The 26455-nt window shown below is 68.4% G+C and carries 22 protein-coding genes; 1 reads left to right on the top strand and 21 read right to left on the bottom strand.

Going from position 1 to position 26455, the window contains the following annotated elements; genetic code table 11:
• Positions 1–190: 190 nt before the first annotated feature.
• Both OG203_RS39490 and OG203_RS39485 read right to left on the bottom strand, forming a co-directional pair.
• On the bottom strand, positions 191–1507 hold the full coding sequence (locus OG203_RS39490; protein WP_405168146.1) for a DNA polymerase IV: 1317 nt from the start codon (positions 1505–1507) through the stop codon (positions 191–193).
• Positions 1508–1671: 164 nt separating this feature from the next.
• Complete coding sequence (locus tag OG203_RS39485) at positions 1672–1797, bottom strand: hypothetical protein (RefSeq protein ID WP_405162295.1); 126 nt, start codon at positions 1795–1797, stop codon at positions 1672–1674.
• Between the two features lie 256 nt (positions 1798–2053).
• On the opposite strand from OG203_RS39485, the gene OG203_RS39480 reads away from it, so the two are divergent.
• Positions 2054–2938 carry a UTP--glucose-1-phosphate uridylyltransferase gene (locus tag OG203_RS39480; RefSeq protein WP_405162294.1) on the top strand — a complete coding sequence of 295 codons (885 nt, stop codon included), beginning with the start codon at positions 2054–2056 and terminating at the stop codon, positions 2936–2938.
• A 56-nt stretch (positions 2939–2994) separates the two neighbouring features.
• On the opposite strand, the gene OG203_RS39475 is transcribed toward OG203_RS39480, so the two are convergent.
• From OG203_RS39475 to OG203_RS39385, 19 genes are all read right to left on the bottom strand, one after another.
• Positions 2995–3483, bottom strand: a complete 489-nt coding sequence (locus OG203_RS39475; protein WP_405168145.1) for an NlpC/P60 family protein — start codon at positions 3481–3483, stop codon at positions 2995–2997.
• Between the two features lie 337 nt (positions 3484–3820).
• Entirely contained in the window at positions 3821–6955 is a 3135-nt protein-coding gene (gene ileS / locus OG203_RS39470) for an isoleucine--tRNA ligase (RefSeq protein WP_405162293.1), read from the bottom strand.
• A 273-nt stretch (positions 6956–7228) separates the two neighbouring features.
• Positions 7229–7429 carry a hypothetical protein gene (locus OG203_RS39465; RefSeq protein ID WP_405162292.1) on the bottom strand — a complete coding sequence of 67 codons (201 nt, stop codon included), beginning with the start codon at positions 7427–7429 and terminating at the stop codon, positions 7229–7231.
• A gap of 36 nt (positions 7430–7465) precedes the next feature.
• A complete protein-coding gene (locus tag OG203_RS39460; RefSeq protein ID WP_405162291.1) occupies positions 7466–8323 on the bottom strand; it encodes a DivIVA domain-containing protein in 858 nt (285 codons plus the stop codon).
• Positions 8324–8391: 68 nt separating this feature from the next.
• The gene (locus tag OG203_RS39455) at positions 8392–8694 is read right to left on the bottom strand and encodes a YggT family protein (protein ID WP_014983168.1); all 303 of its coding nucleotides are present in this window, start codon (positions 8692–8694) and stop codon (positions 8392–8394) included.
• Positions 8695–8783: 89 nt separating this feature from the next.
• A complete protein-coding gene (locus OG203_RS39450; RefSeq protein ID WP_405162290.1) occupies positions 8784–9593 on the bottom strand; it encodes a cell division protein SepF in 810 nt (269 codons plus the stop codon).
• 267 nt (positions 9594–9860) lie between these two features.
• On the bottom strand, positions 9861–10643 hold the full coding sequence (locus OG203_RS39445) for a YggS family pyridoxal phosphate-dependent enzyme (RefSeq protein ID WP_405162289.1): 783 nt from the start codon (positions 10641–10643) through the stop codon (positions 9861–9863).
• Positions 10643–11368 carry a peptidoglycan editing factor PgeF gene (gene pgeF / locus OG203_RS39440; RefSeq protein WP_405162288.1) on the bottom strand — a complete coding sequence of 242 codons (726 nt, stop codon included), beginning with the start codon at positions 11366–11368 and terminating at the stop codon, positions 10643–10645. Before pgeF ends, OG203_RS39445 begins: the two co-directional genes overlap by 1 nt.
• Positions 11369–11544: 176 nt before the next feature.
• Complete coding sequence (gene ftsZ, locus OG203_RS39435) at positions 11545–12777, bottom strand: cell division protein FtsZ (RefSeq protein WP_405162287.1); 1233 nt, start codon at positions 12775–12777, stop codon at positions 11545–11547.
• A gap of 419 nt (positions 12778–13196) precedes the next feature.
• Positions 13197–13868 (bottom strand): cell division protein FtsQ/DivIB, encoded by a 672-nt coding sequence (locus tag OG203_RS39430; protein WP_405168144.1) that lies wholly within the window; start codon positions 13866–13868, stop codon positions 13197–13199.
• Positions 13869–13932: 64 nt separating this feature from the next.
• Positions 13933–15372 (bottom strand): UDP-N-acetylmuramate--L-alanine ligase, encoded by a 1440-nt coding sequence (gene murC / locus OG203_RS39425; protein WP_405168143.1) that lies wholly within the window; start codon positions 15370–15372, stop codon positions 13933–13935.
• Positions 15373–15412: 40 nt separating this feature from the next.
• Positions 15413–16513, bottom strand: a complete 1101-nt coding sequence (murG, locus tag OG203_RS39420) for an undecaprenyldiphospho-muramoylpentapeptide beta-N-acetylglucosaminyltransferase (protein WP_405162286.1) — start codon at positions 16511–16513, stop codon at positions 15413–15415.
• Positions 16510–17952 carry a putative lipid II flippase FtsW gene (ftsW, locus tag OG203_RS39415; RefSeq protein WP_405162285.1) on the bottom strand — a complete coding sequence of 481 codons (1443 nt, stop codon included), beginning with the start codon at positions 17950–17952 and terminating at the stop codon, positions 16510–16512. The genes murG and ftsW overlap by 4 nt, the downstream gene beginning before the upstream one ends.
• Positions 17949–19385, bottom strand: a complete 1437-nt coding sequence (murD, locus tag OG203_RS39410) for a UDP-N-acetylmuramoyl-L-alanine--D-glutamate ligase (protein ID WP_405162284.1) — start codon at positions 19383–19385, stop codon at positions 17949–17951. The genes ftsW and murD overlap by 4 nt, the downstream gene beginning before the upstream one ends.
• A gap of 49 nt (positions 19386–19434) precedes the next feature.
• The gene (gene mraY, locus OG203_RS39405) at positions 19435–20511 is read right to left on the bottom strand and encodes a phospho-N-acetylmuramoyl-pentapeptide-transferase (protein WP_150406558.1); all 1077 of its coding nucleotides are present in this window, start codon (positions 20509–20511) and stop codon (positions 19435–19437) included.
• 76 nt (positions 20512–20587) lie between these two features.
• A complete protein-coding gene (gene murF, locus OG203_RS39400) occupies positions 20588–22102 on the bottom strand; it encodes a UDP-N-acetylmuramoyl-tripeptide--D-alanyl-D-alanine ligase (protein ID WP_405162283.1) in 1515 nt (504 codons plus the stop codon).
• Complete coding sequence (locus tag OG203_RS39395) at positions 22099–23685, bottom strand: UDP-N-acetylmuramoyl-L-alanyl-D-glutamate--2,6-diaminopimelate ligase (RefSeq protein WP_405162282.1); 1587 nt, start codon at positions 23683–23685, stop codon at positions 22099–22101. Before OG203_RS39395 ends, murF begins: the two co-directional genes overlap by 4 nt.
• A gap of 104 nt (positions 23686–23789) precedes the next feature.
• Entirely contained in the window at positions 23790–25676 is a 1887-nt protein-coding gene (locus OG203_RS39390; RefSeq protein WP_405162281.1) for a peptidoglycan D,D-transpeptidase FtsI family protein, read from the bottom strand.
• A complete protein-coding gene (locus OG203_RS39385; RefSeq protein ID WP_405162280.1) occupies positions 25673–26452 on the bottom strand; it encodes a hypothetical protein in 780 nt (259 codons plus the stop codon). The genes OG203_RS39390 and OG203_RS39385 overlap by 4 nt, the downstream gene beginning before the upstream one ends.
• Positions 26453–26455: the final 3 nt, after the last annotated feature.

Here is a 26455-nt window from a genome sequence, read left to right as displayed (position 1 = left end):
GTCCTTTGCGTTCGAGTAGGTCCGTGTCATGTCCACCAATGGCAGCCTCCACCCGACCGGCGGCGCTGCACGAGCACCCAGGCTACCGGCACAGAGGACTACCGCGTGGACCCACACGGGACTGACTGATGTCGTCGGCAGCGAACGTAGCCGCTGGGCTCGGCGATGTCGAGCCGTTCGCTTGGCGTGGTCACCGCAGACTGTGCAGCGGATCGGCTCTGGTCAGACTCGGATCGTCGGCGGCGAAGGTGCGTGCCGGGCCAGGACCGGTCGAGCGGGTCTCGAATCGGACGGTCACCACGCCGTAGCCGCCGCCCTGCACCCAGCCGTGGCCGTGCTCGGCGTGTTCGACGTCCATGCCGGGGTGCCAGAGCGGACTCAGCAGCGCTGTCGCCAGGGGTCCGGTGTCCGCGGTGTCCGATTCGGGCTCGGCGGGGGCCGCGCTCTGTTCCTCGGCGACGGGTGCCTGATCGAGTTCGGGGAACAAGGATTCCTGCCGCACGGTGGACAGTCCGCCGTAGCCGACGCCGACCAACCGGATCGGGCCGAGCTCGGTCGGGTCGATCGCGGAACGCTGGGCGGCGGTGGTGAGCGTGGTGAGGTCCTCGGTCGCGTACGGCAGGGTGAACGAGCGCGTCACGATGCTCATATCGGATTTGCGCAGCTTGAGGACCACCGTGCGGGCGGCGCGACCGTCCTTGACCAGGCGGCGATGCGCGGCCGCCGCCATCGACTCGATGGCGGGACGCAATTGGGCCAGCGTGACGATGTCGGTCTCGAAGGTGGTTTCGGCGCTGATCTGTCTGGCCTCGTTGCGTTCGGCGACCGGACGGTCATCGATGCCGCGGGCCAGCCGGTGCAGCGCGGCGCCGACGCTGCCGCCGAGGATCGACATCGCCTCCGATTCCGGCAGCGCGGCGAACGCGCCGACGGTCTCGATGCCGAGCGAGCGCAGCTTGTGCTCGGCCACCGGGCCGATCCCCCACAGCTTCCTGACCGGAAGCGCGGCAAGCATCTCGGGCTGCTCGACCGCCGAAACCACCCGTATCCCATCGGGTTTGGCGAGCGCGGAGGCGATCTTGGCGAGCTGCTTGCCGGTGCCGGCACCCACCGAGGCAGTGAGTCCGGTGCGTTCGCGCACCACCGCACGCAGCTCCTCGCAGAACTCCTGTACCCGCGCCACCGTGGCGCCGGCCAGTTCGGCGGGCTCGCCGAACGCCTCGTCGAACGACAGCGTTTCCAGCACCGGGATTCGGCTGCGCAGCGCGTCGAACACCTGACCGCTCAACGTGCCGTAGACGACGCCGCGCGGCGGAACGACCACCGCGGTGACGCCGACCAGCCTGCGCGCCATATGCATCGGCATCGCCGAACGCGCGCCGTACACCCGCGCCTCGTAACTCGCGCCAGCGACGACACCGCGCCCGCCGGTGCCGCCGACGAGCACCGGGCGCCCGCGCAACGTGGGGCGGGTCAGTTGCTCGACGGACGCGTAGAACGCATCCATATCGATGTGCAGCACCCAGCGCCGCGCAGTGCTCTGCGCGTCGGCACGCACGGGGCTCCCCACATCGGCGGTCACAACGCTCCCCACATCGGCGGGTACAGCGCTCTGGACGTCGGTGGGTACAGGGCTCTGCGCGGCGGCGCGCGCAGGTGGATGCTGCTCGCTCACCGTGGTTTCGCCGAGGGTTTCCTTGGCTTGGGTACACGCACCGGCAGCTGGTCGGCGCTGCGCGGCACGAACTCCCCCAACCAGGTCGAATCCGCCGATCGCGGCGCCTTGTCGGTACTCACGAACGGAAATCTACGCCCGAACACCGACAGATCCGGACAGGTCCCGACGCTGGGTAGTCACTACGTACTTGCTGTTGATTTCCTGTAGAGATCACCGGCGGTCGACCACTCGTCAGCTACCAGGCCTTGAACGGACAACCAGCCCACGACCTGGGCAGATATCGACCGCGCTGACGCACTACACGGTTTCGGTATACAGTTGACGAAGCACGGGGACCGCCCTTGCGGTCCAGCTTCATGTGTGATGATCGGACGCATGAAGATCCGCAAGGCCGTGATCCCGGCCGCCGGTATCGGTTCCCGGCTCCTCCCGCTGACCAAGGCCATCCCGAAGGAGATGCTGCCGGTCGGCGATAAGCCGGTCATCGAACACACGGTCCGCGAGCTGGTCGCGTCGGGCATCACCGACATCACCATCGTGGTCAGCAGCGGAAAATCGTTGATCCAGGACCACTTCCGGCCCAATCCGGCGTTGGTCGCACAGCTACGTTCGGACGGGAAGACCGCGTACGCCGACGCCGTCGAAGAGGTCGGCGAACTGTCCAGGCTCGGCCACATCACCTACCTCGACCAGCACGGCCCCTACGGCAACGGCACCCCCGTCCTGAACGCGGCCCGCAATCTCGGCGACGAGCCGATGCTGGTGCTGTGGCCCGACGACGTGTTCGTCGCCGAGGTCCCGCGCGCCCAGCAGCTGATCGACGCCTACGAGGCTACCGGCGCCCCGGTGCTCGCGCTGATGCCGATGGACCCGGCCGAGTCCCAGCGCTACGGCGTGCCGGTCGTCGCGGACGACCAGGGCAACGGGCTGCTGCGCATCACCGGCCTGCGGGAAAAGCCCAAGCCCGAGGACGCGCCGTCGGACTTCGCCGCGATCGGCGGCTATGTGGTCACCCCCGGCATCATCGACGAGCTGCGCACGCAGACCAAGGCCTGGTACGAGCACCGCTCGGGCGAGGTCTACCTGACCGACGCGATCAACGTGCACGCGGCCGACAACCCGGTGTTCGGCCAGGTGATCCGCGGCAGCTGGTACGACACCGGCAATCCGGCCGACTACCTGGTCGCCCAGTTCGCCTCGGCGCTGGCCAACCCGCAGTACGCACCGCTGCTGCGCAGTCTCGTCGAAGACGCCGACTGAGTCGCACGAATCCTGATGTCCCGCACCGGAAATCGCCGGTGCGGCCAGGCGTGCCGCTAGAAGCGGCGGATGGCGTAGATGTCGAACTGGCGCAGCGGGCTGAGGCCGACGGGCACGCCCCAGTCGTAGGCGTTGAAGATCTGGCCGAACCCGGCGTAGATGCCGACGTGCGAGCCGTCGGTGTTCAGCACCACCACGTCGCCGGGTGAGAGCGCGAAGAACGGGACGGGCGCTCCTGCTCTGGCCTGCTCCCAGGTCGTGCGCGGAATGTTGACGCCGACCTGCCGGAACGCCCACTGGACCAGGCCCGAGCAGTCCCAGGCGAACGGGCCGGTGCCGCCCCACTGGTAGGGCTTTCCGGTCTGCGATGTGGCCGCCGCCAGCGCACCTACCCCGTGCGAGCTCGGCAGCGGGATCGCGGCGGAACCGGAGGCGGACAGAGATTCGGCGCTGCCGGTCGCGCTTCCGGTGTCCGACCATCCCTGACCCGCAAGGAGCAACGTCGCGGCCGTCGCTAGGAGGAATCCGAAAGCGATGCGACGCAAGGGTTTTCTGTTCACGTGCTCGTCCCTTCCGGCGGCCCGGCGTGCGGGTCACCATCCGGCGGTCCCGGCGGACGCCTGGGTCGAGCAGCGCCATCCACAAGGAGCCGCAGCCGCCGCACCCGGCGCGGCAACGCCGGACACAGCACGTTTCAGGTAGGACAATCCACGAACTCACTGCTGCCTCAGAAGTCCATCTCCGCAACAGCAGTACCACTTCTGATTCTGCCGCGCGGCCCCGACCTGCGACGACACTTCAGCAAATCTCTAGCATGTGATCTACATCACATAGCAGAACGGGCGGGACCGGCTTCGGCCCCGCCCGCACTGCCTCGAACGGTCAGGCCTTGGTTACCTTGGCACGCGCGCCGCCGACCAGATCGGCGGCGTCGGCACCCGCGTCGCCGAGGGTGAGGGTGGTGGCGAGGATTTCGCCCGCGATCAGGTCGCGGTGCGTATCGGCCCATCCGGCCCGGTCCGCTGGTACCTCGAGCAGCACCGTGATCCGGTCGGAGACGTCCAGTCCCAAGGACTTTCGGGTCTCCTGGAGATCGCGGATGAGGTCGCGGGCCCAGCCCTCGGCCTCGAGTTCCTCGGTGACCACCGAGTTCAGCACCACCAGGCCGGCATTGCCGGGCAGGGCGGCGGTGGACTCGGGTTCGGCGGCGACCAGCCGCTGCGTGTATTCCTCAGGGAGCAGGGCGATTCCGGCGGCGGTGACGACGCCGTCGGCGTCCTCGGACCATTCGCCCGCCTTGACCGCCTTGATCACCGTCTGCACGTCCTTGCCGAGGCGCGGGCCGGCGGCACGGGCGTTGACGACCAGCTCGAAGCGGCCGTGCACGGCGACGTCGGTGGTCAGGTCGACCTTCTTGACGTTGACCTCGTCGGCGATGATGTCGGCGTAGGGCGCGAGCCGCTCGGCATCGGCCGCGGCGATGGTCACCTCGGCCAGCGGCAGCCGCACCCGCAGGTTCTGCGCCTTGCGCAGGCTCAGCACCGTCGAGCAGACCACCCTGGCCTCGTCCATCGCGGCGACCAGCTCCGGATCAGCGGGCAGCTCACCATCTTTCGGCCAGTCGGTCAGATGCACCGACTCGCCGCCGGTGAGCCCGCGCCAGATCACCTCGGTGATCAGCGGAAGCAGCGGCGCGGCCAGCCTGGTGACCACCTCGAGCACCGTGTGCAGTGTGTCCACCGCATCCGGTTCCTCGCTCCAGAAACGCGAACGCGACCGCCGCACATACCAATTGGTGAGCGCGTCGGCGAACCCGCGCAGCTCCTCGCAGGCACCGGCGATGTCGTAGGTCTCCAGCGCCTCGGTCATCACGTCCCGGGTTTGCGCGAGCTTGGCCAGGATGTAGCGGTCGAGCACGTTCGGTGAATCCGTGCGCCAGGTACCGGGTTTCGAGGCGTACAGCTGCAGGAACGTCCACGCGTTCCACAGCGGCCGCAGCGCGTGGCTGACGCCCTCGCGGATGCCGCGCTCGGTGACGATGAGATTGCCGCCGCGCAGGATCGGCGAGCTCATCAGGAACCAGCGCATGGCGTCGGAGCCGTCCCGATCGAACACCTCGTTGACGTTCGGGTAGTTGCCCTTGGACTTGCTCATCTTCAGGCCGTCGTCACCGAGCACGATGCCGTGCGCGGCAACGGTTTTGAAGGCATGACTGTCGAAAAGCGCGGTCGCCAGCACGTGCAGCGTGTAGAACCAGCCTCGGGTCTGCCCGTTGTACTCGACGATGAAGTCGCCGGGGAAGTGGCCGTCGAACCACTCCTTGTTCTCGAACGGGTAGTGCACCTGGGCGAACGGCATCGAGCCCGACTCGAACCAGCAGTCGAGCACCTCCGGCACCCGGCGCATGGTCGACTTGCCGGTCGGGTCATCGGGATTCGGCCGAGTGAGGTCGTCGATCATCGGCCGGTGCAGGTCGGTCGGGCGCACGCCGAAATCGCGTTCGAGCTCGTCGAGCGAGCCGTACACGTCCATCCGCGGATAGGCCGGGTCGTCGGAGACCCACGCCGGGATCGGGCTGCCCCAGTAGCGGTTCCGGCTGATGTTCCAGTCCCGCGCGCCTTCGAGCCACTTGCCGAACTGACCGTCGCGGATGTGCTCGGGCACCCAGTCGATCTGCTTGTTCAGCTCGACCATCCGGTCGCGGAACTTGGTCACCGCGACGAACCAGGACGGCACCGCCATGTAGATCAGCGGCTGACCGGAGCGCCAGCTGTGCGGGTAGGAGTGCTCGATCGTCTCGTGCCGCAACAGCTTCCCCGCGGCCTTGAGGTCCTTGATGATCACCGGGTTGGCGTCGAACACCATCAGGCCCTCGTACGGCGGCACCATCGAGGTGAACTTGCCGCCCTGGTCCAGCGGCTGCACGATCTCGATGCCGTTGGCGGTGGCGACATCCATGTCCTCTTCACCGAAGGCCGGTGCGAGGTGCACGATTCCGGTGCCGGAGTCGGTGGTCACGTAGTCGGCGTTGAGCATGCGGTGCGCGCGCGGATGCCCGAGGAAGAAGTCGAACGGCGGCTCGTAGGACAGGTCGGTGAGCGCGGCGCCGTCGAACTCGCCGAGTACCTCGGGCTCGTCGCCGAGTTCGCGGGTGTAGTGCGACACGCGTTCGGCCGCCAGCAGATAGCGCTTGCCGTCGGCGCCGCGCAGGTGCACGTAGCGGACGTCGGGGTGCACCGCGATCGCGAGGTTGGACGGCAGGGTCCACGGGGTGGTGGTCCAGATCAGCGCGTTGGCGCCGTCGAGCACGTGCAGCGGATGCTCGGCGGGCACGCGAAGCACCATGTCGACGGTGACCGCCGGATCCTGGCGCATCTTGTACGCGTCGTCGAGGCGGGTTTCCTGATTCGACAGCGGCGTCTGCTCGTACCAGCTATAGGGCAGCACCCGGAAACCCTGGTAGATCAGCCCCTTCTCGTGCAGCGACTTGAACGCCCACATCACCGACTCCATGAAGTCGAGATCAAGTGTCTTGTAGTCGTTGTCGAAGTCGACCCAGCGAGCCTGACGCGTCACGTAATCGCGCCATTCGCCGGTGTAACGCAGCACGGAAGATTTACAGGCCGCGTTGAATTCGGCGAGGCCCATTGCGTCGATCTGTGATTTGTCCGTGATACCGAGCTGCTTTTCCGCCTCGAGCTCCGCCGGCAATCCGTGACAATCCCAGCCGAAACGCCGGTCGACACGCTTGCCGCGCATGGTCTGGAAACGCGGAACGAGATCTTTGACGTATCCGGTGAGCAAATGCCCGTAATGTGGCAGCCCGTTCGCAAACGGCGGTCCGTCGTAGAAGACGAACTCCGCTGCCCCGGAACGGTTTTCGATGCTCGCGCGGAAGGTGTCGGCGGCCGCCCATGCGTCTAGCACCCGACGCTCCATGTCGGGGAACGTCGCCCCACTGCCGACCCCGAGGTCGACGCGCGGGTACGCACTGTTGCTGGAAGTTTGGTCCGCCATCGCGGATGCGTCTCCTCGTGCCGTGATCGTTGGCACGGGGACGATCTCGACGCCGGTGCGCCGATACCGCGGTACCACCCCGCTTGTCCGGCCGGAGCGGCCGAACCTCTCGTTGTGAGCTGTGACGGGCTCACCCGTTCGGTTCTACTTGGCAGCGCCGCCGAGCGGGCAGCGGGTGCCGTTCTTCCGAAGGCTCCCCGGTGATGGCCGGATCAACACCATGTTGTTCATGTTTGATTCTAGCCAGTGCGGTGAAACCTGGTTAAGGCGCGCCTAGCGTTTGGCGTGGCGACCAGGCGGCGGAGCGGAATCTCCGTCCGGCTTACGCATAGACAGGGCATTGACAAGCAACAGCACCGCACCGAGCACGCACACCACGATGCAGCCCCACGCCCAGATCACCGATCCGGTGGTCAGCGCTGCGACCAGTAGGGCGAAGCCGACGGCGGCAAGAACAAGCGTCAAGACGAGCATGGTGACCCCCCGGGGGGTTGTGCTCGGGTGAGCGGCTTACTTGCCACCCTTGGCGAATGTGGCGGGCTGCAGGTTGTTGGCCGTGTTGGCGTCGGCGAAGGCCTCGCCACCGTCGACCGGGACCGCCGAGCCGCGGTTCTCCAGCTCTTCGAGCTGCGACTCCAGGTAGGACTTCAGCCGCACCCGGTACTCCCGCTCGAAGGTCTTGAGCTGCTCGATCCGGCTCTCCAGCACGCTGCGCTGCTGGGTGATGGTCGCCATGATCTCGGTGTGCTTGCGCTCGGCGTCGGCCTGCAGCGCGTCGGCCTTTTCCTTGGCCTGACGCAGCTGGTTGTCCGAACGGGACTGCGCGTCCGACAGCATGGCGTCGGCCTTCTGGCGCGCGTCGGCGATCATCGCCTCGGACCGGGTCCTGGCATCGCCGACGAGACGCTCGGAGTTTGCCCTGGCGTTCGAGAGCAGGTTTTCCGCCTCGCCCTTCGCGTCGCTGGTCAGCCGGTCCGCCATCTCCTGGGCGAGGCTGAGCACCTTGGCTGCCTGCAGATTCGCGTCCGCGCTCGGCGGTTCCTTCGGGGCGGGCGGCGCAGGCATCGGCGCGGGCGGCGCCTGCTGCACCGGCGGCTTGATCGGCTCCGGAGGCGGCGGCGGGGCCTGCTGGACAGGCGCTTTCACGTTGTTCGGGCCGACAGGACCGCGATTCTTCTTGGCATCAGCCAGTTCCGCGTCGAGTTCGGCGACCCGTTGACGCAGATCGGCGTTTTCCTCGATCAGACGCGAGAGTTCCTGCTCGACGAGATCCAGGAAGGCGTCGACTTCATCCTCGTTGTAGCCGCGCTTCCCGATCGGCGGTTTGCTGAACGCGACGTTGTGCACATCGGCTGGAGTCAGCGGCATGGAAGGATCCCTTCACGCGTCTTTTGGAGATCTAGCAGATCTAGCAAGCTACTTCACGGCCCATTCTGTCACACCGGGGCTACCGGTTGCCCGAGCCTGCCCACGATCGACATCAAGATGAAGACGATGAAAAGCAAGACCATAATCGACAGATCCAGGCGAATTCCTCCCAATGACACCGGTGGTATCAACCGCCTCAGGAGTTTCACCGGAGGGTCGGTGATCGTGAAGATCACCTCGAGGATGATGACCACGACACCGGTAGGGCGCCAGTCACGAGCGAAGCTACGGATGAACTCGACGATCACCCGGCTGATCAGCAACAGCCAGAAGATGAACAGTACGAAGTACAGCACCGCGAACAAGGCCACGAGTTCACTCTGCCGCAAAATCCGCTTTGCGCAAAATGACCGCGCCGCCCCACCTGCGACCGGTCTGCGACACCCCCCAGATCACGACCTTATTTCTGGGTGTAGAAGCCGGTCTCGGCGATGCGACGGCGTTCTTCGGCTGATACGTCGACGTCGGCCGGTGAGAGGAGGAACACCTTCGTGGCGACCTTGTCGAACGAGCCACGCAGCGCGAACGCCAGCCCGGCGGCGAAGTCGACGAGGCGCTTGGCGTCGGCGTTGCTCAGGTCGACCAGGTCCATGATCACGGGGTTGCCCTCGCGGAACCGCTCGCCGATGATCCTGGCCTCGCTGTAGTCACGCGGGCGCAGTGTGGTGATCTTGGACAAGGGACCTCCGTCCTCGAAGATCCCCGGCCTGCGGGCTGGCGCCGGTTCGGGGCGCACGCGCTCCTCCAGCCGCCGCTCCTCGGCATCGGGATCGACGGCGAGCGCACCACGGGTGGCGCCGCGCAGCGGTGGCACGCTGCCACCCGCGCGGAACCGGCCCGACGAGGGCGCGGTCTCGATCCGAGTGGGACGTCGCTGCGTCTCGTAGCGATCCTCGCCGTAGGACTGGTCGGCGTACTCGTCGCGGCGGGAGACCGGGTAGCCGGCCTGGTACGGCGACTTGTACGCGGGCTCCGGGTAACCGGCGTCCTCGCGGTCGAATCCGTCGGCGGCGTAATGATCTGCGCCGTAACGGTCTTCGGCGTAGCGATCGGCAGCGTAGCCGTCGCGTTCTGGGTAGTCACGGGGCCGAGGGCGACGCGCTACGCGATCGTCACTACCCCGAGGGGCGCGATCGTCGACGTAGTCGTCTTCGTAGTCTTCGAGCGGAACCATACCGAAGTACGCCTTGAACTTATGCAGCGTGCTCATGCCTCCACCTCGCTAGCGCTCGGCTCCGGCATGACCACGCAAGTGGCTGCATCTTCTGGCCGCTCGCTGCGCTCGCTCATGACCTGGCCTCGCTGACGCTCGGCGCAGTCATGACCACGATGGTGGCTGCGTCGAGAACTCGCTCGCTGCGCTCGCTCATATTGGTCGACCTTCCTTCGGCCCCGGTGGCGGCCGGGTGTTGAAGTCTTGCTCAGCCCTCGTCTGCCTCAAGCATATGTGTCGAATGTGACTGATGAGGTTTCTTTGCTACGCCGAGGTTATCGGTCGAGCGCCCATCAAGGCGGTACCGACACGCACACACGTTGAGCCGTGTTGGATGGCGGATTCCAGATCGCCCGACATTCCCGCCGAAAGTTCTGTCGCGCCGGGATGCTCGGCGAGCAGCAGGGTGTGCAAAGTCGCAAGTCGCGCAAATGCCGCATCAGACTCAGCCCCCAATGGGGGAATGGCCATCAGACCGGACAGTCGTAATCCCTGAGACGCCGCAACATGTTCCGCGAGCCCGGCCAATTCGTCGGGTGCGACACCGCCGCGCGAGGGGTCGTCATCCAGGCTCACCTGCAACAGGACGCGCACCGGGTCGGTCCGCTCCCCCGCGTCGAGCGCGGCGCGCGCACCCCCGTCAAGGGCCGTTGCCAGTCGTTCGCTGTCGACCGAATGCACGGTGTGCGCCCAACGCGCGACGACCCGTGCTTTGTTGCGTTGCAGGCGTCCTATCATGTGCCACTGCACATCTGAGCGGCCTTCGTCACCTTCAGCACCCTTGGCTACCAAAGACGGCAGTGTCGCGACTTTCGCCGTTGCCTCCTGCTCGCGCGACTCGCCGAACTCGCGTCGACCGAGGCGGTACAGGATCGCCACGTCGTCGGCGGGGAAGAACTTCGTCACGGGGAGTAGACGCACCGAGTCCGCGTCGCGCCCCGCCGCGAGGCAGGCGGCGTCGACGCGCTGGAGTAGCGCGGACAGGTTGGTGGCCAGCTCGGCGGTTCGCGCGTCGACTTGCGCCGCAACGGCTTCCGGATGACTCACTACCGCACCTCCGCCCAGATCGCGCTGGCGAGCCGTCCGGTCGGCGCGCCGCGGCGATGGCTGAACAGGGTGCGGTCTTCGATGGTGCAGCGCGGGTCGATGGCGACCCCGTTGACTCCGGCTTCGAGGAGCTGCCTGCTGATTCCGGCGCGCAGATCGAGCGAGGGGGTTTTACGCACGGTGGTGGCGGCGCTGCCGGGCAGGTGCTTCTCGACATCGGCACGCATCGCGGCGGGCACTTCGTATTGGCGCCCGGACGCGGCTGGGCCGAGGAGCGCACCGATCCGGTCGACCCGCGCACCGATGGACACCATCGCCTCGAGCACCTTTGGCACGATGCCGATCCGCGCGCCGATGCGTCCGGCGTGCACGGCGGCCATGACGCCCGCTTCGTCGTCGGACAACAGGATCGGCACACAGTCGGCGGTCAACACCACCAGCGCGAGGCCGGGAACGTTGGTCACGATCGCGTCGGTGGCAGGCACCGGCTCCTCCCGTGGCCCGTCGATGATCTCGACATTGCGCCCGTGGATCTGCTCCATCCACACCAGCCGATCAGGCGTCAGCCCGATCCCCTCGGCCAGCCGATCCCGGTTGCGCCGCACCGTCGCCGGATCGTCGCCCACGTGATCGCCCAGATTGAACGACTCATACGGCGGGGCAGAGAACCCACCCGCCCTGGTCGTAGTCACTCGTCGAACGGTCAGCGTAGGGGCGGAAGTCATGTCACCGAGCCTAGTAGCGCGCCAGACCCCCGAGCCGAGCGCTACACCACACTCCCGCGCGGCCGGAGGGGACTGTTAGCAAGAGCGGGGTTTTGAGAGGGGGTGTGGACGGCGCGAAGGCCCTGATCCCGTTGGGGGTCAGGGCCTTTGTGGGTGTGCTGTGCGCTGGGTTCGCGTCACCGCCGCATGAAGGACGGCACGTCGACGTCGTCGTCATCGTCGTCGGGGGGTTCGATGTGCGCCCGTGCGTTGTTCGCGACGGTCGGGTCGGCCATGCGGGCCTTCTCGGTTTCCCGGTAGCTCGGGACCGCGCCGCGGGTCGAGCTGGTTGAGCTCGCGGTGGCGGAGGCGATGTCGGTGCTGCGTGCCGCTACCTCGGCCGGACGGTTCTGACCGATCTCGCCTGCGCGGGCCGATCCGATGGTGCTCCGGCTCGGGTTCTCGAAGGTCCGCCGGGCGGGACCTCCCCCGTCAAAACCCGCTGCGATCACGGTGACTCGCACTTCGTCGCCGAGCGAGTCGTCGATCACCGTGCCGAAGATGATGTTGGCCTCGATGTGCGCGGCCTCCTGTACCAGCGACGCGGCCTCGTTGATCTCGAATAGGCCGAGGTCGGAGCCGCCCGCGATGGAAAGCAGCACGCCGTGCGCGCCGTCCATGGACGCCTCGAGCAGCGGCGAGTTGATCGCCGACTCGGCGGCTTTCACCGAGCGGCCCTCGCCGCGCGCGGAGCCGATGCCCATCAGCGCGCTGCCCGCGCCGGACATCACGCTCTTGACGTCGGCGAAGTCGACGTTGATCAGGCCGGGGGTGGTGATCAGGTCGGTGATGCCCTGGACACCGTTGAGCAACACCTCGTCCGCCGAGCGGAACGCGTCCATCAGGCTGACCGCCGCGTCGCCGAGCTGCAGCAGCCGGTCGTTGGGGATCACGATGAGCGTGTCGCAGGACTCGCGCAGCTGGCCGATGCCGGTCTCGGCCTGGCCGCCGCGCCGCTTGCCCTCGAACGAGAACGGGCGCGTGACGACGCCGATGGTCAACGCGCCGAGCTTGCGCGCGATCTGGGCGACGACCGGGGCACCACCGGTACCGGTGCCGCCGCCCTCGCCCGCGGTCACGAAGACCATGTCGGCGCCCTTGAGCACCTCTTCGATCTCGTCCTTGTGGTCCTCGGCGGCCCTGCGGCCGACCTCGGGATCGGCGCCGGCGCCGAGACCACGGGTGAGTTCGCGGCCGACGTCGAGCTTGACGTCGGCATCACTCATCAGCAGGGCCTGCGCGTCGGTGTTGACCGCGATGAACTCGACACCTTTGAGGCCCTGTTCGATCATCCGGTTGACGGCATTCACACCGCCGCCGCCGATACCGACGACCTTGATCACGGCAAGGTAGTTGTGCGGGGGCGTCATGGGCTCTCGCCTTCCTTCGATCTAAAGCCTGTCGTTTTCGGATTCGAGACACTCCGCCCGTTCTTTGGGCCGAGTCTCGCCTGAGCGGCTTCACTCAGCGATCCACCGCCCGGGCAAACCCTAAACCTCAACCATAGGGTTAGCGTTATGTCAAGTATCCGACTGCTGCGGAACGCTATTCGCCGCCGCCGCAATACGCGCGCAGGCGCGCCGAAACAAGAGAGAGAATCTTGTGTGATCCCTCTCGTCTCGCCGCGCCGCACGACGTATGGTGAACGGTTGCCCCCCGGCGCTCTGGTCCCGGCGGAGGCCGGTGACGTGAGCGTCAGGCCCGGAGGCAGCAGTTCGCGGGACCACGGAGAGTCTGCGAACACCACCCGTCGAATTCTGCAATTCGACGCGGGCGCAATGGGTATCGCTCACTTTACCGTGACCAGATTGGGACTCGACACATCGAACACCGTTCCAGGGCGGGTCAGCAGCGGGAGCACGACCGCCGACTTGCGTTCGGCGTCGTTCATCCCGCCCCAGAGTACCGTGCGGCCGTCCTTCAGATTCAACGAAACATCCGAAATAGACCGCGCCACAACCTCGTCCACCTGAACGACCAGCGCGGGCGGCAACGCGGCGAGCACCGCGACCGCGGCCCTGGTCACGGGCGCGTCGCTGGCCGGATGATCGGTGACCAACTTGGGCACCCCGATCGGCGCGTCCTCGATCGCGAACTCCACGCTCTCCGCGTCGAGTAGATGCGCGCCCTGCGGACTGTCGAAGAACAGCACGGGCACCCGCTCGACAACGGTCACCCGCACCGTCGACGGGAAAACGCGCTGCACCCTGGCCGTGCGCACCTTCGGAATGCTCGCGACCCGCCGGGCGATGGCGGTGGTATCGATGCGCAACATCGACCGCCCCGAAGGGATTTCGAGCAAGCCGCGCACCTGCTGCTCGGGCACCGTGACCACGCCGTCGATCCGCACCGTGCGCACCGAGAGCACCGGCGTGAACCAGGCGACACCACCGACGATGACGAGCACGCACACGCCGAGCAATCCCCACAACCGAATCCGCCGCCACCCGCTCGGGCTGATCCGCGCACCGGACGACCGCGCCGCGCCGAAACGCGCTCGGCGGCCCACCGTTCCGCTCACAGCCTCACCGCCCGTACTGCGGACGCGCCCGTAAACCGTCGAGGATCTGGCTGCCGAGCATCGTGACGTCGCCGGCACCCATGGTGATCACCACGTCACCGGGCAGCGCGAGCTTCGCAACCTGACGGCCGACGCGCGACATATCCGGCTGATAGTGCACGGGTTTGGTGACCGACTGGGCCACCAGCGCGCCGTTCACGCCGGGCAGCGGCTTCTCCCGCGCGCCGAACACATCGAGCACGACCACCTCGTCGGCGAGGCTCAGCGCGGCGCCGAAGTCCTGTGCGAAAGTCGCGGTGCGGCTGTACAGGTGCGGTTGGAAGACCACGATCACCCGGCCCTGCCGAGACCTGGCCCCGTCACGGGCCTCCTGCTGCACCAGCTCCGCGGCGGCGCCGAGCACGGCACGCACCTCGGTCGGATGGTGTGCGTAGTCGTCGAAGACGCGCACCCCGTTCTCTCGGCCCGCGAACTGGAATCGACGGTGCACGCCGCCGAAACCCTCCAGGCCCTGGATGATTTCGTCCATGTCGGCCCCCGCCGCGCGGGCGGCGAGCAGCGCGGCGAGCGCGTTCAACGCCATATGCCTGCCGGGCACCGACAATCGCAGGGTGCGCGGCGTCGCTTCGTCGTCGAGCTGGAACTGGGCAATGCCGCCGACATCGCGCGGCTCCCAGCTGTGCAAGCGCACGCCGACGGGCACCGGCGCGTCGGCGAGCTCGCCGGAGCCGTAACCGAGTACGCGAATGTTCTTCGCGGCCAGCTTGGCGCCGACCCGTTCGGCCAGTGCCGAGGAACCCGGATCGTCCAAACACACCACCAGCAGGCCGCCTTCGGTGAGCCGGTCGGCGAAATCGTCGAAGACCTGGACGTAGGCCTCGTCGGTGCCGAAGTAGTCGAGGTGATCGGATTCGATGTTGGTGACCACGGCGACGTCCGGGTCGTACTGCAGCAGCGACCCGTCGCTCTCGTCGGCCTCGGCGACGAAGATGTCCCCGGTGCCGTGGTGGGCGTTGGTGCCTGCCTCGTTCAGCTCGCCGCCGACCGCGAAGGACGGGTCGAATCCGCAGTGCTGCAACGCGACAATGAGCATCGAGGTGGTCGAGGTCTTGCCGTGCGTGCCGGAGACGAGCAGGGTGCGATGGCCCTGCATCAGCGACGCGAGCACGGCCGGGCGAAGCAGCACCGGGATGTCGCGCCGATTCGCTTCCACCAGTTCGGGATTGGTCTTCGGAATGGCCGCGTAGGTGGTGACCACCACGGTCGGTCCGCCGGGCAGCAGATCGAGGGCGCTGGCGTCGTGGCCGATGCGCACCTGCGCGCCCCGCGCCCGCAACGCCAGCACGCCGCGGCTTTCCTTGGCGTCCGAGCCGGATACGGCGCCACCGCGGGAGAGCAGAATCCGCGCGATACCGGACATCCCGGCCCCGCCGATTCCGACCATATGCACCCGCGCCAGTGACGGCGGCAGAGCCGAAAGGTCGTCAGCCACTTACTACCTCCAACACAATCCGCGCCACCGCGTCGGCGGCGTCGCGGTGCCCGGCGCTTGCCGCGGCGCGGCCCATCTCGATCAGCCGTGCGGAGTCCATGAGCAGCGGAATCACCTCATCGATCACGTATTTCGGCGTCAGCTCCGAATCCGGGACAATTCTGCCCCCGCCCTGTCGGACGACGGGCCTGGCATTGAGCTCCTGCTCGCCGTTGCCGTGGGCGAGCGGCACGTAGAACGCGGGCAGACCGACCGCCGACACCTCGGCGACGGTCATCGCGCCCGACCGGCAGACCACCGCGTCGGCGGCGGCGTAGGCGAGATCCATCCGGGAAAGATACGGCACCGCGACATACGGTGCGCTCGCGCCACTCTCAGCAATGTCGAGGGTGTTCTTCGGTCCGTGCGCGTGCAGCACCGAGATGCCCGCCGCCGCGAGTTGCGGCGCGGCACCCGACACCGCCTCGTTCAGGCTGACCGCGCCCTGCGATCCGCCGAACACCAGCAGCACCGGCCCCTCGGCGGGCAGCCCGAAGTGCGCCCGCGCCTCGGCCCGCAGCGCGGCCCGGTCCAGCGTGGTGATCGCGGCGCGAACCGGGATGCCGACGACCTGCGCACCGGCCAGGCCCGAATCCGGCACCGCGGCAAGCACTCGCGCGGCCCGGCGCGCGCCCACCTTGTTCGCGATCCCGGCCTTGGCGTTCGCCTCGTGCACCACCACCGGCACCGCGCGACGCCGCCGCAGCAGGCCAGGCCCGGCGGCCAGGTAGGCGGGCAGCGCTACGTATCCGCCGAAGCCGACGATCACATCGGCCTCGACCGCGTCGATCACCGCCCTGGTCCGCGCCACCGAGGCACGGACCCGGCCGGGCAGTCGTAGCAGGTCCGCGGTCGGCTTGCGCGGCAACGGAACCGGCGGGATGAGCTCGAGTGGATAACCGCGCTCGGGGACCAGCCTGGTCTCCAATCCGCGTTCGGTGCCGAGCGCCGTCACCCGGATCGAATCGTCGAGCCGACGCAGCGCGTCCGCCACCGCCAGGGCGGGTTCGATATGGCCCGCCGTCCCGCCGCCTGCGACGATTACCGAGATCACCTAGATTTTCCTCGTTCTCTTGTGTGGTTGACCGGGTAGCTGGGTTCCCACGCTCTGGTGGCGCGCAGCGAGCTGGTGCCGCGGCTCTCCGGCGAGCGGCGCCGTCCCGGCTCCGGCTGCGGGCGCCGCGCTGGCAGCGCCTGCTTCCGTGGCGCCTTGCCCCGCTGCGCGGATTTCTTCGCCCTGGCCGCACTGGCCCGCGCCGGTGAGTACACCTCCGGCTTGGGCAGCCGCAGCAACTTGCTGAACCTACCGTCTTGCCCGGCGTGCAGCGCGGAGACAGCCTCCGGTTCGTGTCGTGCCGCGTTGGCGATGATGCCGAACATGAACAGGGTGATGGCCAGCGACGAACCGCCCGCGGAGACCAGCGGCAGCTGCAGGCCGGTGACCGGGAGCAGGCCGACCACGTAGCCGATGTTGATCAGCGCCTGGCCGGTGATCCACGTTGTCGCGGTGGCCGTGAGCAGCCGAAGGAACGGGTCGACCGAGCGGCTGGCGATGCGGATCCCGGTGTAGACGAACAGCGCGAACAGTCCGAGCACCAGGGCACAGCCGAGGAAGCCGAGTTCCTCGCCGATGATGGCGAAGATGAAGTCGTTGTGCGAGTTGGGCAGGTAGCTCCACTTGGCCCGGCTCTGCCCGAGGCCACGACCCCAGATGCCGCCGTCGGCCAGCGAGTAGAGCGCTTGGCGTGCTTGATAACCGATGCCCTGCGGGTCGTCGCCCGGGTTGAAGAACGCGCGCATGCGATCCGATCGATAACCCGCCGACAACGCGAGCACGGCCGCGGCGATCAAACCGGATACCGCGACCGTCACGAACAGCCGCAGCGGCAGGCCGCCGAACCAGAGCAGCGCGGCGATCACGATGCCCAACGCGATGGTCGTCGACAGGTTCGGCTCCACCACGACGAGCAGACACACCAGCAGACCCGCCGGAACCAGCGGCATCAGAATGTCTTTCAGCCCGGCGTGCTCGGAGCGGCGCGACGCGAGCAGGTGCGCACCCCACACGACCAGGGTGACCTTCACGATTTCCGACGGCTGCACGTTGAAGAAGCCGAGATCGATCCACCGCCGCGCGCCCTGCACCTTGGACCCGATGCCGGGGATCAGCACCAGCACCAGACCGAGCACTGACAACACGAACAACGGGAACGACCACTGCCGCAACCGGCGCAGCGGAATACGCAACGCGAGATAGAACAGGACGGTACCGATCGCCGCGAACATCGCCTGCTGGATGAACAACGAATACGCCGATCCCCCATCGACATACGCCTCGACGCTCGACGCGGAAAGCACCATCACCAAGCCGAGCACGGTCAGCAGCGTGGCGATGGTGACGACCAGATGAAACGACGCGAGCGGCCGAGCCAGCCAGGCGACGAACCTGGCTCCGGCTCGGGGTTGTTCCTTACGCCGCGCCGTAGTCGTCATAGCTGCCGCCCGACGTCACCGTCTTCCAGTGCGTGCACCGCCGCCGCGAAACTGCGACCCCGGTGCGTGTAATCGGCGAACATATCCAACGACGCCGCGGCGGGCGCGAGCAGTACGGCGTCGCCGCGACTGGCGAACCCGGCCGCGGCCTGTACGGCACGCGCCATCACGGCGTCGGCCTTATCTCTCGACGCGTCACCCATCCCTGCATCGTCTCCCGCGATCAGCTCGATGACCGGGACCTCAGGCGCGTGTCGCGCCAACGCGGCCGCGAACACCGGCGCGTCGGCCCCGATCAGCACCACGGCGACCAGCCGGTCGGCGACCTCTTCGACCAGATCCTCGATCTGCGCGCCCTTGAGCTGACCACCGGCAAGCCAGACCACCTGCTGGTGCGCCAGGATCGCGGTGCGCGCGGCGTGCGGGTTGGTGGCCTTGGAGTCATCGATGAAGTCGACGCCGCCGACCTCGCGCACGAACGCCGACCGGTGCGGGCCGACCTTGTGCTCGATCAGCCCCTCCCGAATGAACTGCGGCGCCACGTCGATGGCCCTGGTCAGCGCGGCGGCGGCGAGCGCGTCGGCGACACCGGCCGGACCGGGCGGGCTGATATCGCCGACCTCGGCGAGGATCGCGGCCTTGGTGAACGCGCGATCGAGCAGTTTGCCGTCGACGACACCGAGCTCGCCGTCGGCGGGCACGCCGATCCGGAAGCCAACGGTGCGACGGGCTTTCGAGCGGCGGGCCAGCGAGGCCGCGACCGGATCGTCGAGCCCGACCACGCCGACGCGCCCGACCAGCGCCCGCGCCTTGGCGGCCGCGTACGCGTCGAGGCCGCCGTGCCAATCCAGGTGATCCTCGGCCACATTGAGCACAACGCCCGCCTCCGGACGCACCGACGGCGCCCAGTGCAGCTGGAACGAGGACAGCTCGACGGCGAGCACCTGCGGTCCCGGGTTGCGCCGCAACGCATCAAGGATCGGCAGCCCGATATTGCCGCAGGCGACGCTCGGGATGCCCGCGGCGCGCAGGATGGCGTGCGTCATCTGGGTGGTGGTGGTCTTGCCGTTGGTTCCGGTGATCACCAGCCACTTGCGGACCGGTCCGTAGATCCTGGCTTGATCGACCCACCAGGCGAATTCGACGTCGCCCCACACCGGGGTGCCCTCGGCGACCGCCGCGGCGAGCACCGGCGAGTCCGGCCGCCAGCCCGGACTGGTGATCACCAGCGCGAACCGGCTCCAGTCGGTAGTTTCCAGTTCCACGCAGGTGGCGACGTCGAGGCCGAGCTCGGCCGCCTCGGCCAGCGCCGCGGCGCCACCGTCGGTGACCACCGGGCGCGCGCCGATATCGCGCAGCGGCTCGACGAGCGAGCGTCCCGATATGCCCCAGCCCGCGACGAGAACGTCACGGCCGCGCAGGAATTCGAGCATGGGCCCAGGTGATCGCAGGGCCCGAGGAGAATGTTCGACCATCGCTAGTTCACCCGACCGCAGAGAGATATTCGCTGTAGAACAAGCCGAGGCCGACGGCCGACGCCATCGCGGCCAACAGCCAGAACCTGATGATGACCGTAGTCTCGGCCCACTTGCTGAGTTCGAAATGATGATGGAACGGCGCCATCTTGAACAACCGGTTGCGGGTGGTGCGGTAGACCGCGACCTGCAACACGACCGACAGGGTTTCGGCGACGAAGAGCGCGCCGATGACGATCATCAGCAGCTCGGTCCGTGTGGTGATGGACAGCCCGGCCAGCATGCCGCCGAGCGCGAGCGAGCCGGTGTCACCCATGAAGATCTTGGCGGGCGCGGCATTCCACCACAGGAAGCCGACGCACGCGGCGGCGCCCGCGGCACAGACCAGTGCCAGGTCGAGCGGGTCACGCACGTTGTAACAGCCGACCTCGGCCTTGATCTCGCAGGCGTGGTAGTACTGCCAGAACGTGATGACCACGTAGCCGCCGAGCACCAGGCTCATCGATCCGGCCGCGAGTCCGTCAAGGCCGTCGGTGAGATTCACCGCGTTGGACCAGGCAACCACGACGAGGCAGACGAAGACCAGGAACACGACGACACCCATTGTCACCGTGCTGATGTCGCGCACATAGGACAGATGCCTGCTGGCCGGGGTCAGCCCGCTGGCACCGCGGAACTGCAGCGCGAGCACGCCGAACACGACGGCGGCGGTCAGCTGACCGAGGTACTTGCCCGCGGCGGTCAGGCCGAGGTTGCGCTGCTTGCGGATCTTGATGAAGTCGTCGACGAAGCCGACGCCGCCGAGCGCGGTGGCCAGACCGAGGACAAGCAGGCCGGAGGCCGACGGGCCGTCCGCACGGTAACCGATGCCGATCAGGTGCGAGCCGAGGTAACCGGCCCACATGCCGATGATGATGGCGACACCGCCCATGGTTGGCGTGCCGCGCTTGGCCTGGTGACTAGCCGGGCCGTCGACCCGGATCTCCTGGCCGAAGCCCTGCTTGGCGAACATCTTGATCAGCAGCGGGGTCAGCAGAATCGACACGGCCAACGCTATCGCCGCCGCGAACAGAATCTGTCTCACGACTGACCCTCGCTAGCGCTCGGTTCAGCCGTACGACAAGCGGTCGCTGTGTTGATGGTTCGCTCGCTCCGCTCGCTCACTGAACTCCCTCCGTGCTTCCCGTAAGTCCGCTGGATGGCTCCGATGTGATCAGGTGTTCGGCGACCTCCCAGAGGCCGACCGACTTCGACGCCTTGACCAGCACCACATCACCCGCCTCGACTTCGTCGTCGAGCAACGCGATGGCCGCGCCGATGTCGGGCACGAGGATCGACTCCTCGCCCCATGAGCCTTCCATCACCGCTCCCTGATGCATCGCCCGGGACGGCCTTCCGGTGCCGACCACGATCAGCCGATGCACGTCGAGGCGCACGGCGAGCCGTCCGATCCGGTCGTGTTCGATCACGGATTCTTCGCCGAGCTCGCCCATTTCGCCGAGCACGGCCCAGCTGCGGCGCGGGGTTTCGCCCGCGCGCGACATGGTGACCAGCGCCTTGAGGGCGGCGCGGACCGAGTCGGGGTTGGCGTTGTAGGAGTCGTTGACGACGGTCACGCCGCCCGCGGTGGTTCGCACATCCATCCGGCGGGCGGACGCGGCGTGCGCTTCGGCCAGCGACCGCGCGATGGTGTCGAGGTCGGCGCCGCATTCGAGGGCGACCGCGGCCGCGGACAGCGCGTTGCCGACCTGATGCTCGCCGTGCACGGACAGCTGGATCGCGATGCTGCCCACCGGGGTATGCATGGTGAAACCGGCGCGTGCTTCGCCGTCGAGCCGGATATCGGTGGCCCGCACCTCGGCGTTGTCGGATTGGCCGACGGCGATCACGCGGGCGGTCGTGCGCGACGCCATCGCGGCGACCTGCGGGTCGTCGGCATTGAGCACGGCCAGCCCGGACGGCGGAAGCGCCTGCACCAGTTCGCCTTTGGTCTTGGCGATCGCCTCGCGGCTGCCGAACTCGCCGAGATGCGCGGTGCCGACATTGAGCACGACGCCGATGCTCGGCGGTGCCACCTCGGCCAGCGCGGCGATATGGCCCGGCCCGCGCGCGGACATCTCGAGCACCAGGAAACGCGTATCGGCGTTGGCGCGCAACGCCGTCCACGGATGGCCGAGCTCGTTGTTGAACGAACCAGGCGGCGCGACAACGGACCCGAGCGGCGCGAGCACGGCCGCGAGCAGGTCTTTGGTCGAGGTCTTGCCGGACGAGCCGGTCACCCCGATCACGGTGAGAGTTCCTGCCGCGGTGAGCCGTTGCACGCTGGCGCGGGCCAGCTCGGCGAGTGCGGCGAGCACGGCCGCCCCGGAACCATCCGAATCACCGGCCAGCGCAACCGAACTCGACGGCACCGAGCCCGGACTCGGCGCGACGACGATGGCAGGCACTCCGACCGGACGGGCCGCGAGCACCGCGACCGCACCGGCCGCGACCGCCGTGGCGGCCCAGTCGTGGCCGTCGGACCGCTCACCTGGCAAGGCGAGGAACAGATCACCGGAACCGATTCGGCGCGAATCGAATTCGACCGAACCGGTTACTCGCACCTCCGGGTCGGGAACGTCGTGCAGCGTGCCGCCGACGACGTCCGCGAGCTCCCGCAGTGTCATCTCGATCATGAAACCGTCAAGTCCTCCGCGTCCGCGTTATGCGGACTTCGCTTGTCCAGTGCCGCCGCGAGCACGTCGCGGTCGTCGAAGGGGTGTTTGACACCCCGGATCTCTTGCCCTGCCTCGTGCCCCTTGCCCGCAACCAGTACCACGTCGCCGGGCTGAGCCCAATTCACCGCCGCCGCAATGGCTTCGGCGCGGTCGCCGACCTCGCGCACGTCGCCGCGATCTGGCACCTCCTTCGCGCCGGAATACAGCGCGGCCCGGATCGTCGCCGGGTCCTCGCTGCGCGGGTTGTCGTCGGTGATGATCACCAGATCGGCGCCGCGGGCCGCTACCTCGCCCATGAGCGGACGTTTACCCGCGTCGCGGTCGCCACCGGCACCGATGACCACGGCGAGGCGTCCCGGCGATTCCGGCACGTCCGCCGCGAGATGTCCACGCAGCGTGGCGATCACCGATTCCAGCGCGGCGGGCTTGTGCGCGTAGTCGACGATCGCGAGGAAGTCCTGGCCGCGTTCCACCCGCTGCATCCGGCCAGGCACATCGACGGTGGCCAGGGCGGGCGCGGCGATCGAGGCGTCGACACCGGCGGCCGCGCACACGGCGACCGCGAGCAGCCCGTTGGCCACGTTGTAGCGGCCAGGAAGACGCAGCCGCACAGCGACATTGCCGTCCGGTCCGGCCGCGGTGAATTCCTGCTCGCCGCCGTGCGCCGCGATCGGGCCGTCGAGGCGCCAATCGCCGGTTCCGGTGGTGGACACTCGGATCGGGGCCGCGAGCCCGTCCGCGAGCCGCACGCCCCACTCGTCGTCGACGCAGACGACCGCGGTCCGCGCGGCGATCGGCGAGTCCGGCTCGAACAGCCTGCGCTTGGCGGCGAAGTAGTCCTCGAAGTCGGCGTGGAAGTCGAGGTGATCCTGCGACAGGTTGGTGAACGCGCCCACCGCGAATCGGACGCCGTCCACCCGGCCGAGCGCGAGCGCGTGGCTGGACACCTCCATCACCACCGCGTCGACGCCCTGCTCGACCATCAGCGCGAACATCGCGTGCAGCTGCGGCGCCTCGGGCGTGGTCAGCGCGCTCGGCACGCGCCGACCGCCGATCCTGGTCTCGATGGTGCCGATCAGCGCGGTCGACAGGCCCGCGGCGGCCAGACCGGCCTCGACCAGGTAGGACGTGGTCGTTTTGCCCGAAGTGCCGGTGATGCCGACAATGCGCAGTCGTTCGCAGGGGTTGCCGTAGACCATCGCGGACAGCTCGCCGAGCACCGCGCGCGGATTCTCGCGCACCAGCACCGGCACCGTCAGCTCCCCGGCCAGTTCGGCGCCCTCGGCGTCGGTGAGCACCGCGACGGCACCCCGCTCGACCGCGTCACGCGCGAATCGGGCGCCGTGCGCCGTGGCGCCGGGTAGCGCGACGAACAGGTCTCCTGGCAGTACAGACGCCGAGCGCTGCTCGATGCCGGTCACCGAGACCGTGCCGAGCGGTCGCGGGCCGACCGGATTCGCCGCGACGGCGGACGCGAGGGCGTCCAGCGGCGTCACGGGTGACTGGGCGGGCCGCAAGGTGCGCGGTTCACCGGACTGCACAGAAATCAGGCTCCTCTCGGCGGCGGCGATCGACGTGTCAGGTTACCGGCGACCGACCACCGCGTGACCAGGCAGCCCCCAACAGGTTTGCCGACGCAGCCGACTCAGTGTGCTTCGAGGACGAATCGCTTGGACGGTTCCGGCGACGGCGGCACACCGTCACGCTGCAGCGCCCACGAGGCGATGTTGTGGAACAGCGGCGCGGCCGATTGGCCACCGCTGCCATCGGCGCTGCGTACCGGGTTGTCGAGCATCAGCCCGATGACGTAGCGGGGGTTGTCGGCAGGGGCGATGCCGGCGAAGGTGATCCAGAACGACGAGGTCGAGTAGCAACCGCACGCTGGATCGACCTTCTGCGCCGTGCCGGTCTTCCCGGCGATCTGGTAGCCGTCGATCGCGGCGGGCCCGCCGGTGCCGTTCTGGGCTGCGCTCATCGGATCACGCTGGACCACCGCCTGGAACATCGTGCGCAGTGTCGCGGCGGTCTGCGGGCTGACCACCCGCACCCCGTCCGGCTGCGTTTCCTCCGTGCGTGCGCCGCCCGGCGCGATCTTCGCCTTGATGATCCGGGGCGGTATCCGCACGCCGTCGTTGGCGATGGCCTGGTACATGCCCGTCATCTGCAGCGTGGTCATCGAAAGGCCTTGCCCGATAGGGAGGTTGGCGAAGGTGCCGCCGGACCACTGATCTCGGGCGGGCACCACACCGCCGCTCTCGCCGGGCAGGCCGACCCCGGTTCGCTGGCCGAGTCCGAAGCGATTCACCATGTCGGCGAAGCGATCCTCGCCGACCCGCTGGGCGAGCATCAGGGTTCCCACGTTGGACGACTTACCGAAGATGCCGGTGGTGGTGTACGGCGCGACGTCGTGGCTCCACGCGTCGTGCACGGTCACCCCGGCCATCCGGATCTCGCCTGGCACCTGGTGCACCTCGTCCGGAGTGGTCAATCCATACTCGATGGCCGCGGCCGCCGTGATGATCTTGTTCACCGAGCCTGGCTCGAACACATTGGAGACCGACGGATTGTCCATGTCGGCACCGGCCCAATTCTGTGGCGACAGTTTGGGATTGAACGTGTTGTCGTTGGCCATCGAAAGCACCTGGCCGGTCTTGGCGTCGAGCACGACCGCGGAGGCCGAGTTGGCGCCCGACATCTCCCGCGCCTGCTGCACCTGCTGCTGCACGTAGTACTGCAGATCCGAGTCGATGGTCAGCTCGACGCCGTTGCCGTTCACGGCATCCTGCTTGTCGCGCCAGCTGCCGGGAATGACCGTGCCGTCGGAGCCGCGGTCGAAGGTGTGCGAACCGTCGGTGCCCGCGAGCACCGAGTCGAGCGAGGACTCCAGCCCGATCTGGCCGTGGCCGTCCCAGCCGGTGGCGCCGATCACGTTGGCCGCCAACGAACCTCCGGGATAGTCCCTCGGGTACTGGGGATCCGCGCCGACCTCGGGGAACTGCGTGCGGATATCCGCGGCGATCCTCGGGTCGACACCGCGCGCAAGGTACAGGAACTTCTCGTCGCTGCGCAGCATGGCGAGCAGGTCCGATTCCGACGGGCCCGCCTTGCCGAGCTTGTCGTGCACGGTCTTGGCGATCGCCTTCAGCCGCTCGTCCGGGTCGGGCGCCTTGCTGTTCTTGGCTTTCGCGTCGGCGAGCTGCTTGCGGACCGCGATCGGCTGGAAGGTCAGCTGTTTCGCGGCGATGGTGTACGCGAGCGACTTGCCGTTGCGGTCGGTAATCGGGCCGCGGACCGCGTAGTCGACCTCGACGTTGGTGCGCTGGTTCGCCGCCTGCGCGGACAGGCTCGGCGCGTTGATGGTCTGGATCCACAGCAACTGCAACGCGACGACACCGAGCGCGACCAACATCAGGATCCGGCCTGCGCCGAGCCGTCGGCGCAGCGGCCGGTCCTTCTTCGGCGGCGCGGCCCGCGGTCTTGTCGCTCGTTCGGGCCCGCGTCGTTGCCGAGGTGCGGGCCTGACCTGTGTCACCGTTGCCCTTCCTCATCGGGAAGTCGTTGCGGCTGTGGTGTTTCCGGCTGCGCGAGCACGGCGGGCGGTTGCGGCACGGCGGCCTGCACGGCGGCATCCTGCTGCGGCGCGGCGGGTACCGGGCTGGCCGGAACCGGGCTGGACGGGATCGGGCTCGCCGGAGCCGCGTTCACCGGAGCGGGCGGCGGCGGTGTCGTCGTCGTTGTCACGGGCACCACCCGCTCACCGCGGGCCTCCACGTTGCCCGCCGGTGGCGGGGCCGGAGCGGCGGGTGTCACGTTCAGCGGTGGCACCGGCGGGCCCTGTGCCGGAGTGGGTTTGCCGATCACCGTCACGCTGCCGTCCGGGGCGACCACGATGCGGGCCGGGTCCTTGGCCGGGATCATGCCGAGGTCCCTGGCGCGGGCCGCCAGGTCGGGCGGGGAGTCCGCGGACTCGACGTCACGCAGCAGCGCGGCCCGCTCGTCGGCGAGCCGCTTGTTGGTCGCCCTGATGTCGCCGAGCTGGTAGCTGTCCTCCGCGGCGCGGGTGGTCAGCAGCAGGGTGAGCGCGAGACCGCAGCCGAGCAACGCGATGATCGCCGCGACGAACGGAATGCGCGCGGCCATCACCGAACCCTGCCGGGGCGGCAGATCGGGTGTGTCCGAACGGGTTTCGGCGCGTGTCCGGCGCCGGGCGTATGCCCGTTGCGCGGCACCCGATTTCACCCGCTCGGATTCGTGGACCCGGCGGGCGATCCGCCCGGGTGCCTCGACGGTCCGCGTCCGAATACTCATACT

Source organism: Nocardia sp. NBC_01499, assembly GCF_045040275.1.
GTDB lineage: Bacteria > Actinomycetota > Actinomycetes > Mycobacteriales > Mycobacteriaceae > Nocardia.
Note: the sequence above shows the minus strand (reverse complement) of the source record. Positions and strands in the feature narration are given on the sequence as shown.

What these genes read in the sequence shown, in the direction of transcription:
- OG203_RS39490 (WP_405168146.1), bottom strand. Translation starts at nt 1,507, where the DNA reads ATGGATGCGTTCTACGCGTCCGTCGAGCAACTGACCCGCCCCACGTTG.
- OG203_RS39480 (WP_405162294.1), top strand. Translation starts at nt 2,054, where the DNA reads ATGAAGATCCGCAAGGCCGTGATCCCGGCCGCCGGTATCGGTTCCCGG.
- ileS (WP_405162293.1), bottom strand. Translation starts at nt 6,955, where the DNA reads ATGGCGGACCAAACTTCCAGCAACAGTGCGTACCCGCGCGTCGACCTC.
- OG203_RS39465 (WP_405162292.1), bottom strand. Translation starts at nt 7,429, where the DNA reads ATGCTCGTCTTGACGCTTGTTCTTGCCGCCGTCGGCTTCGCCCTACTG.
- OG203_RS39460 (WP_405162291.1), bottom strand. Translation starts at nt 8,323, where the DNA reads ATGCCGCTGACTCCAGCCGATGTGCACAACGTCGCGTTCAGCAAACCG.
- OG203_RS39450 (WP_405162290.1), bottom strand. Translation starts at nt 9,593, where the DNA reads ATGAGCACGCTGCATAAGTTCAAGGCGTACTTCGGTATGGTTCCGCTC.
- pgeF (WP_405162288.1), bottom strand. Translation starts at nt 11,368, where the DNA reads ATGACTTCCGCCCCTACGCTGACCGTTCGACGAGTGACTACGACCAGG.
- ftsZ (WP_405162287.1), bottom strand. Translation starts at nt 12,777, where the DNA reads ATGACGCCCCCGCACAACTACCTTGCCGTGATCAAGGTCGTCGGTATC.
- murC (WP_405168143.1), bottom strand. Translation starts at nt 15,372, where the DNA reads ATGGTCGGAATCGGCGGGGCCGGGATGTCCGGTATCGCGCGGATTCTG.
- ftsW (WP_405162285.1), bottom strand. Translation starts at nt 17,952, where the DNA reads ATGACGACTACGGCGCGGCGTAAGGAACAACCCCGAGCCGGAGCCAGG.
- murD (WP_405162284.1), bottom strand. Translation starts at nt 19,385, where the DNA reads ATGCTCGAATTCCTGCGCGGCCGTGACGTTCTCGTCGCGGGCTGGGGC.
- murF (WP_405162283.1), bottom strand. Translation starts at nt 22,102, where the DNA reads ATGATCGAGATGACACTGCGGGAGCTCGCGGACGTCGTCGGCGGCACG.
- OG203_RS39385 (WP_405162280.1), bottom strand. Translation starts at nt 26,452, where the DNA reads ATGAGTATTCGGACGCGGACCGTCGAGGCACCCGGGCGGATCGCCCGC.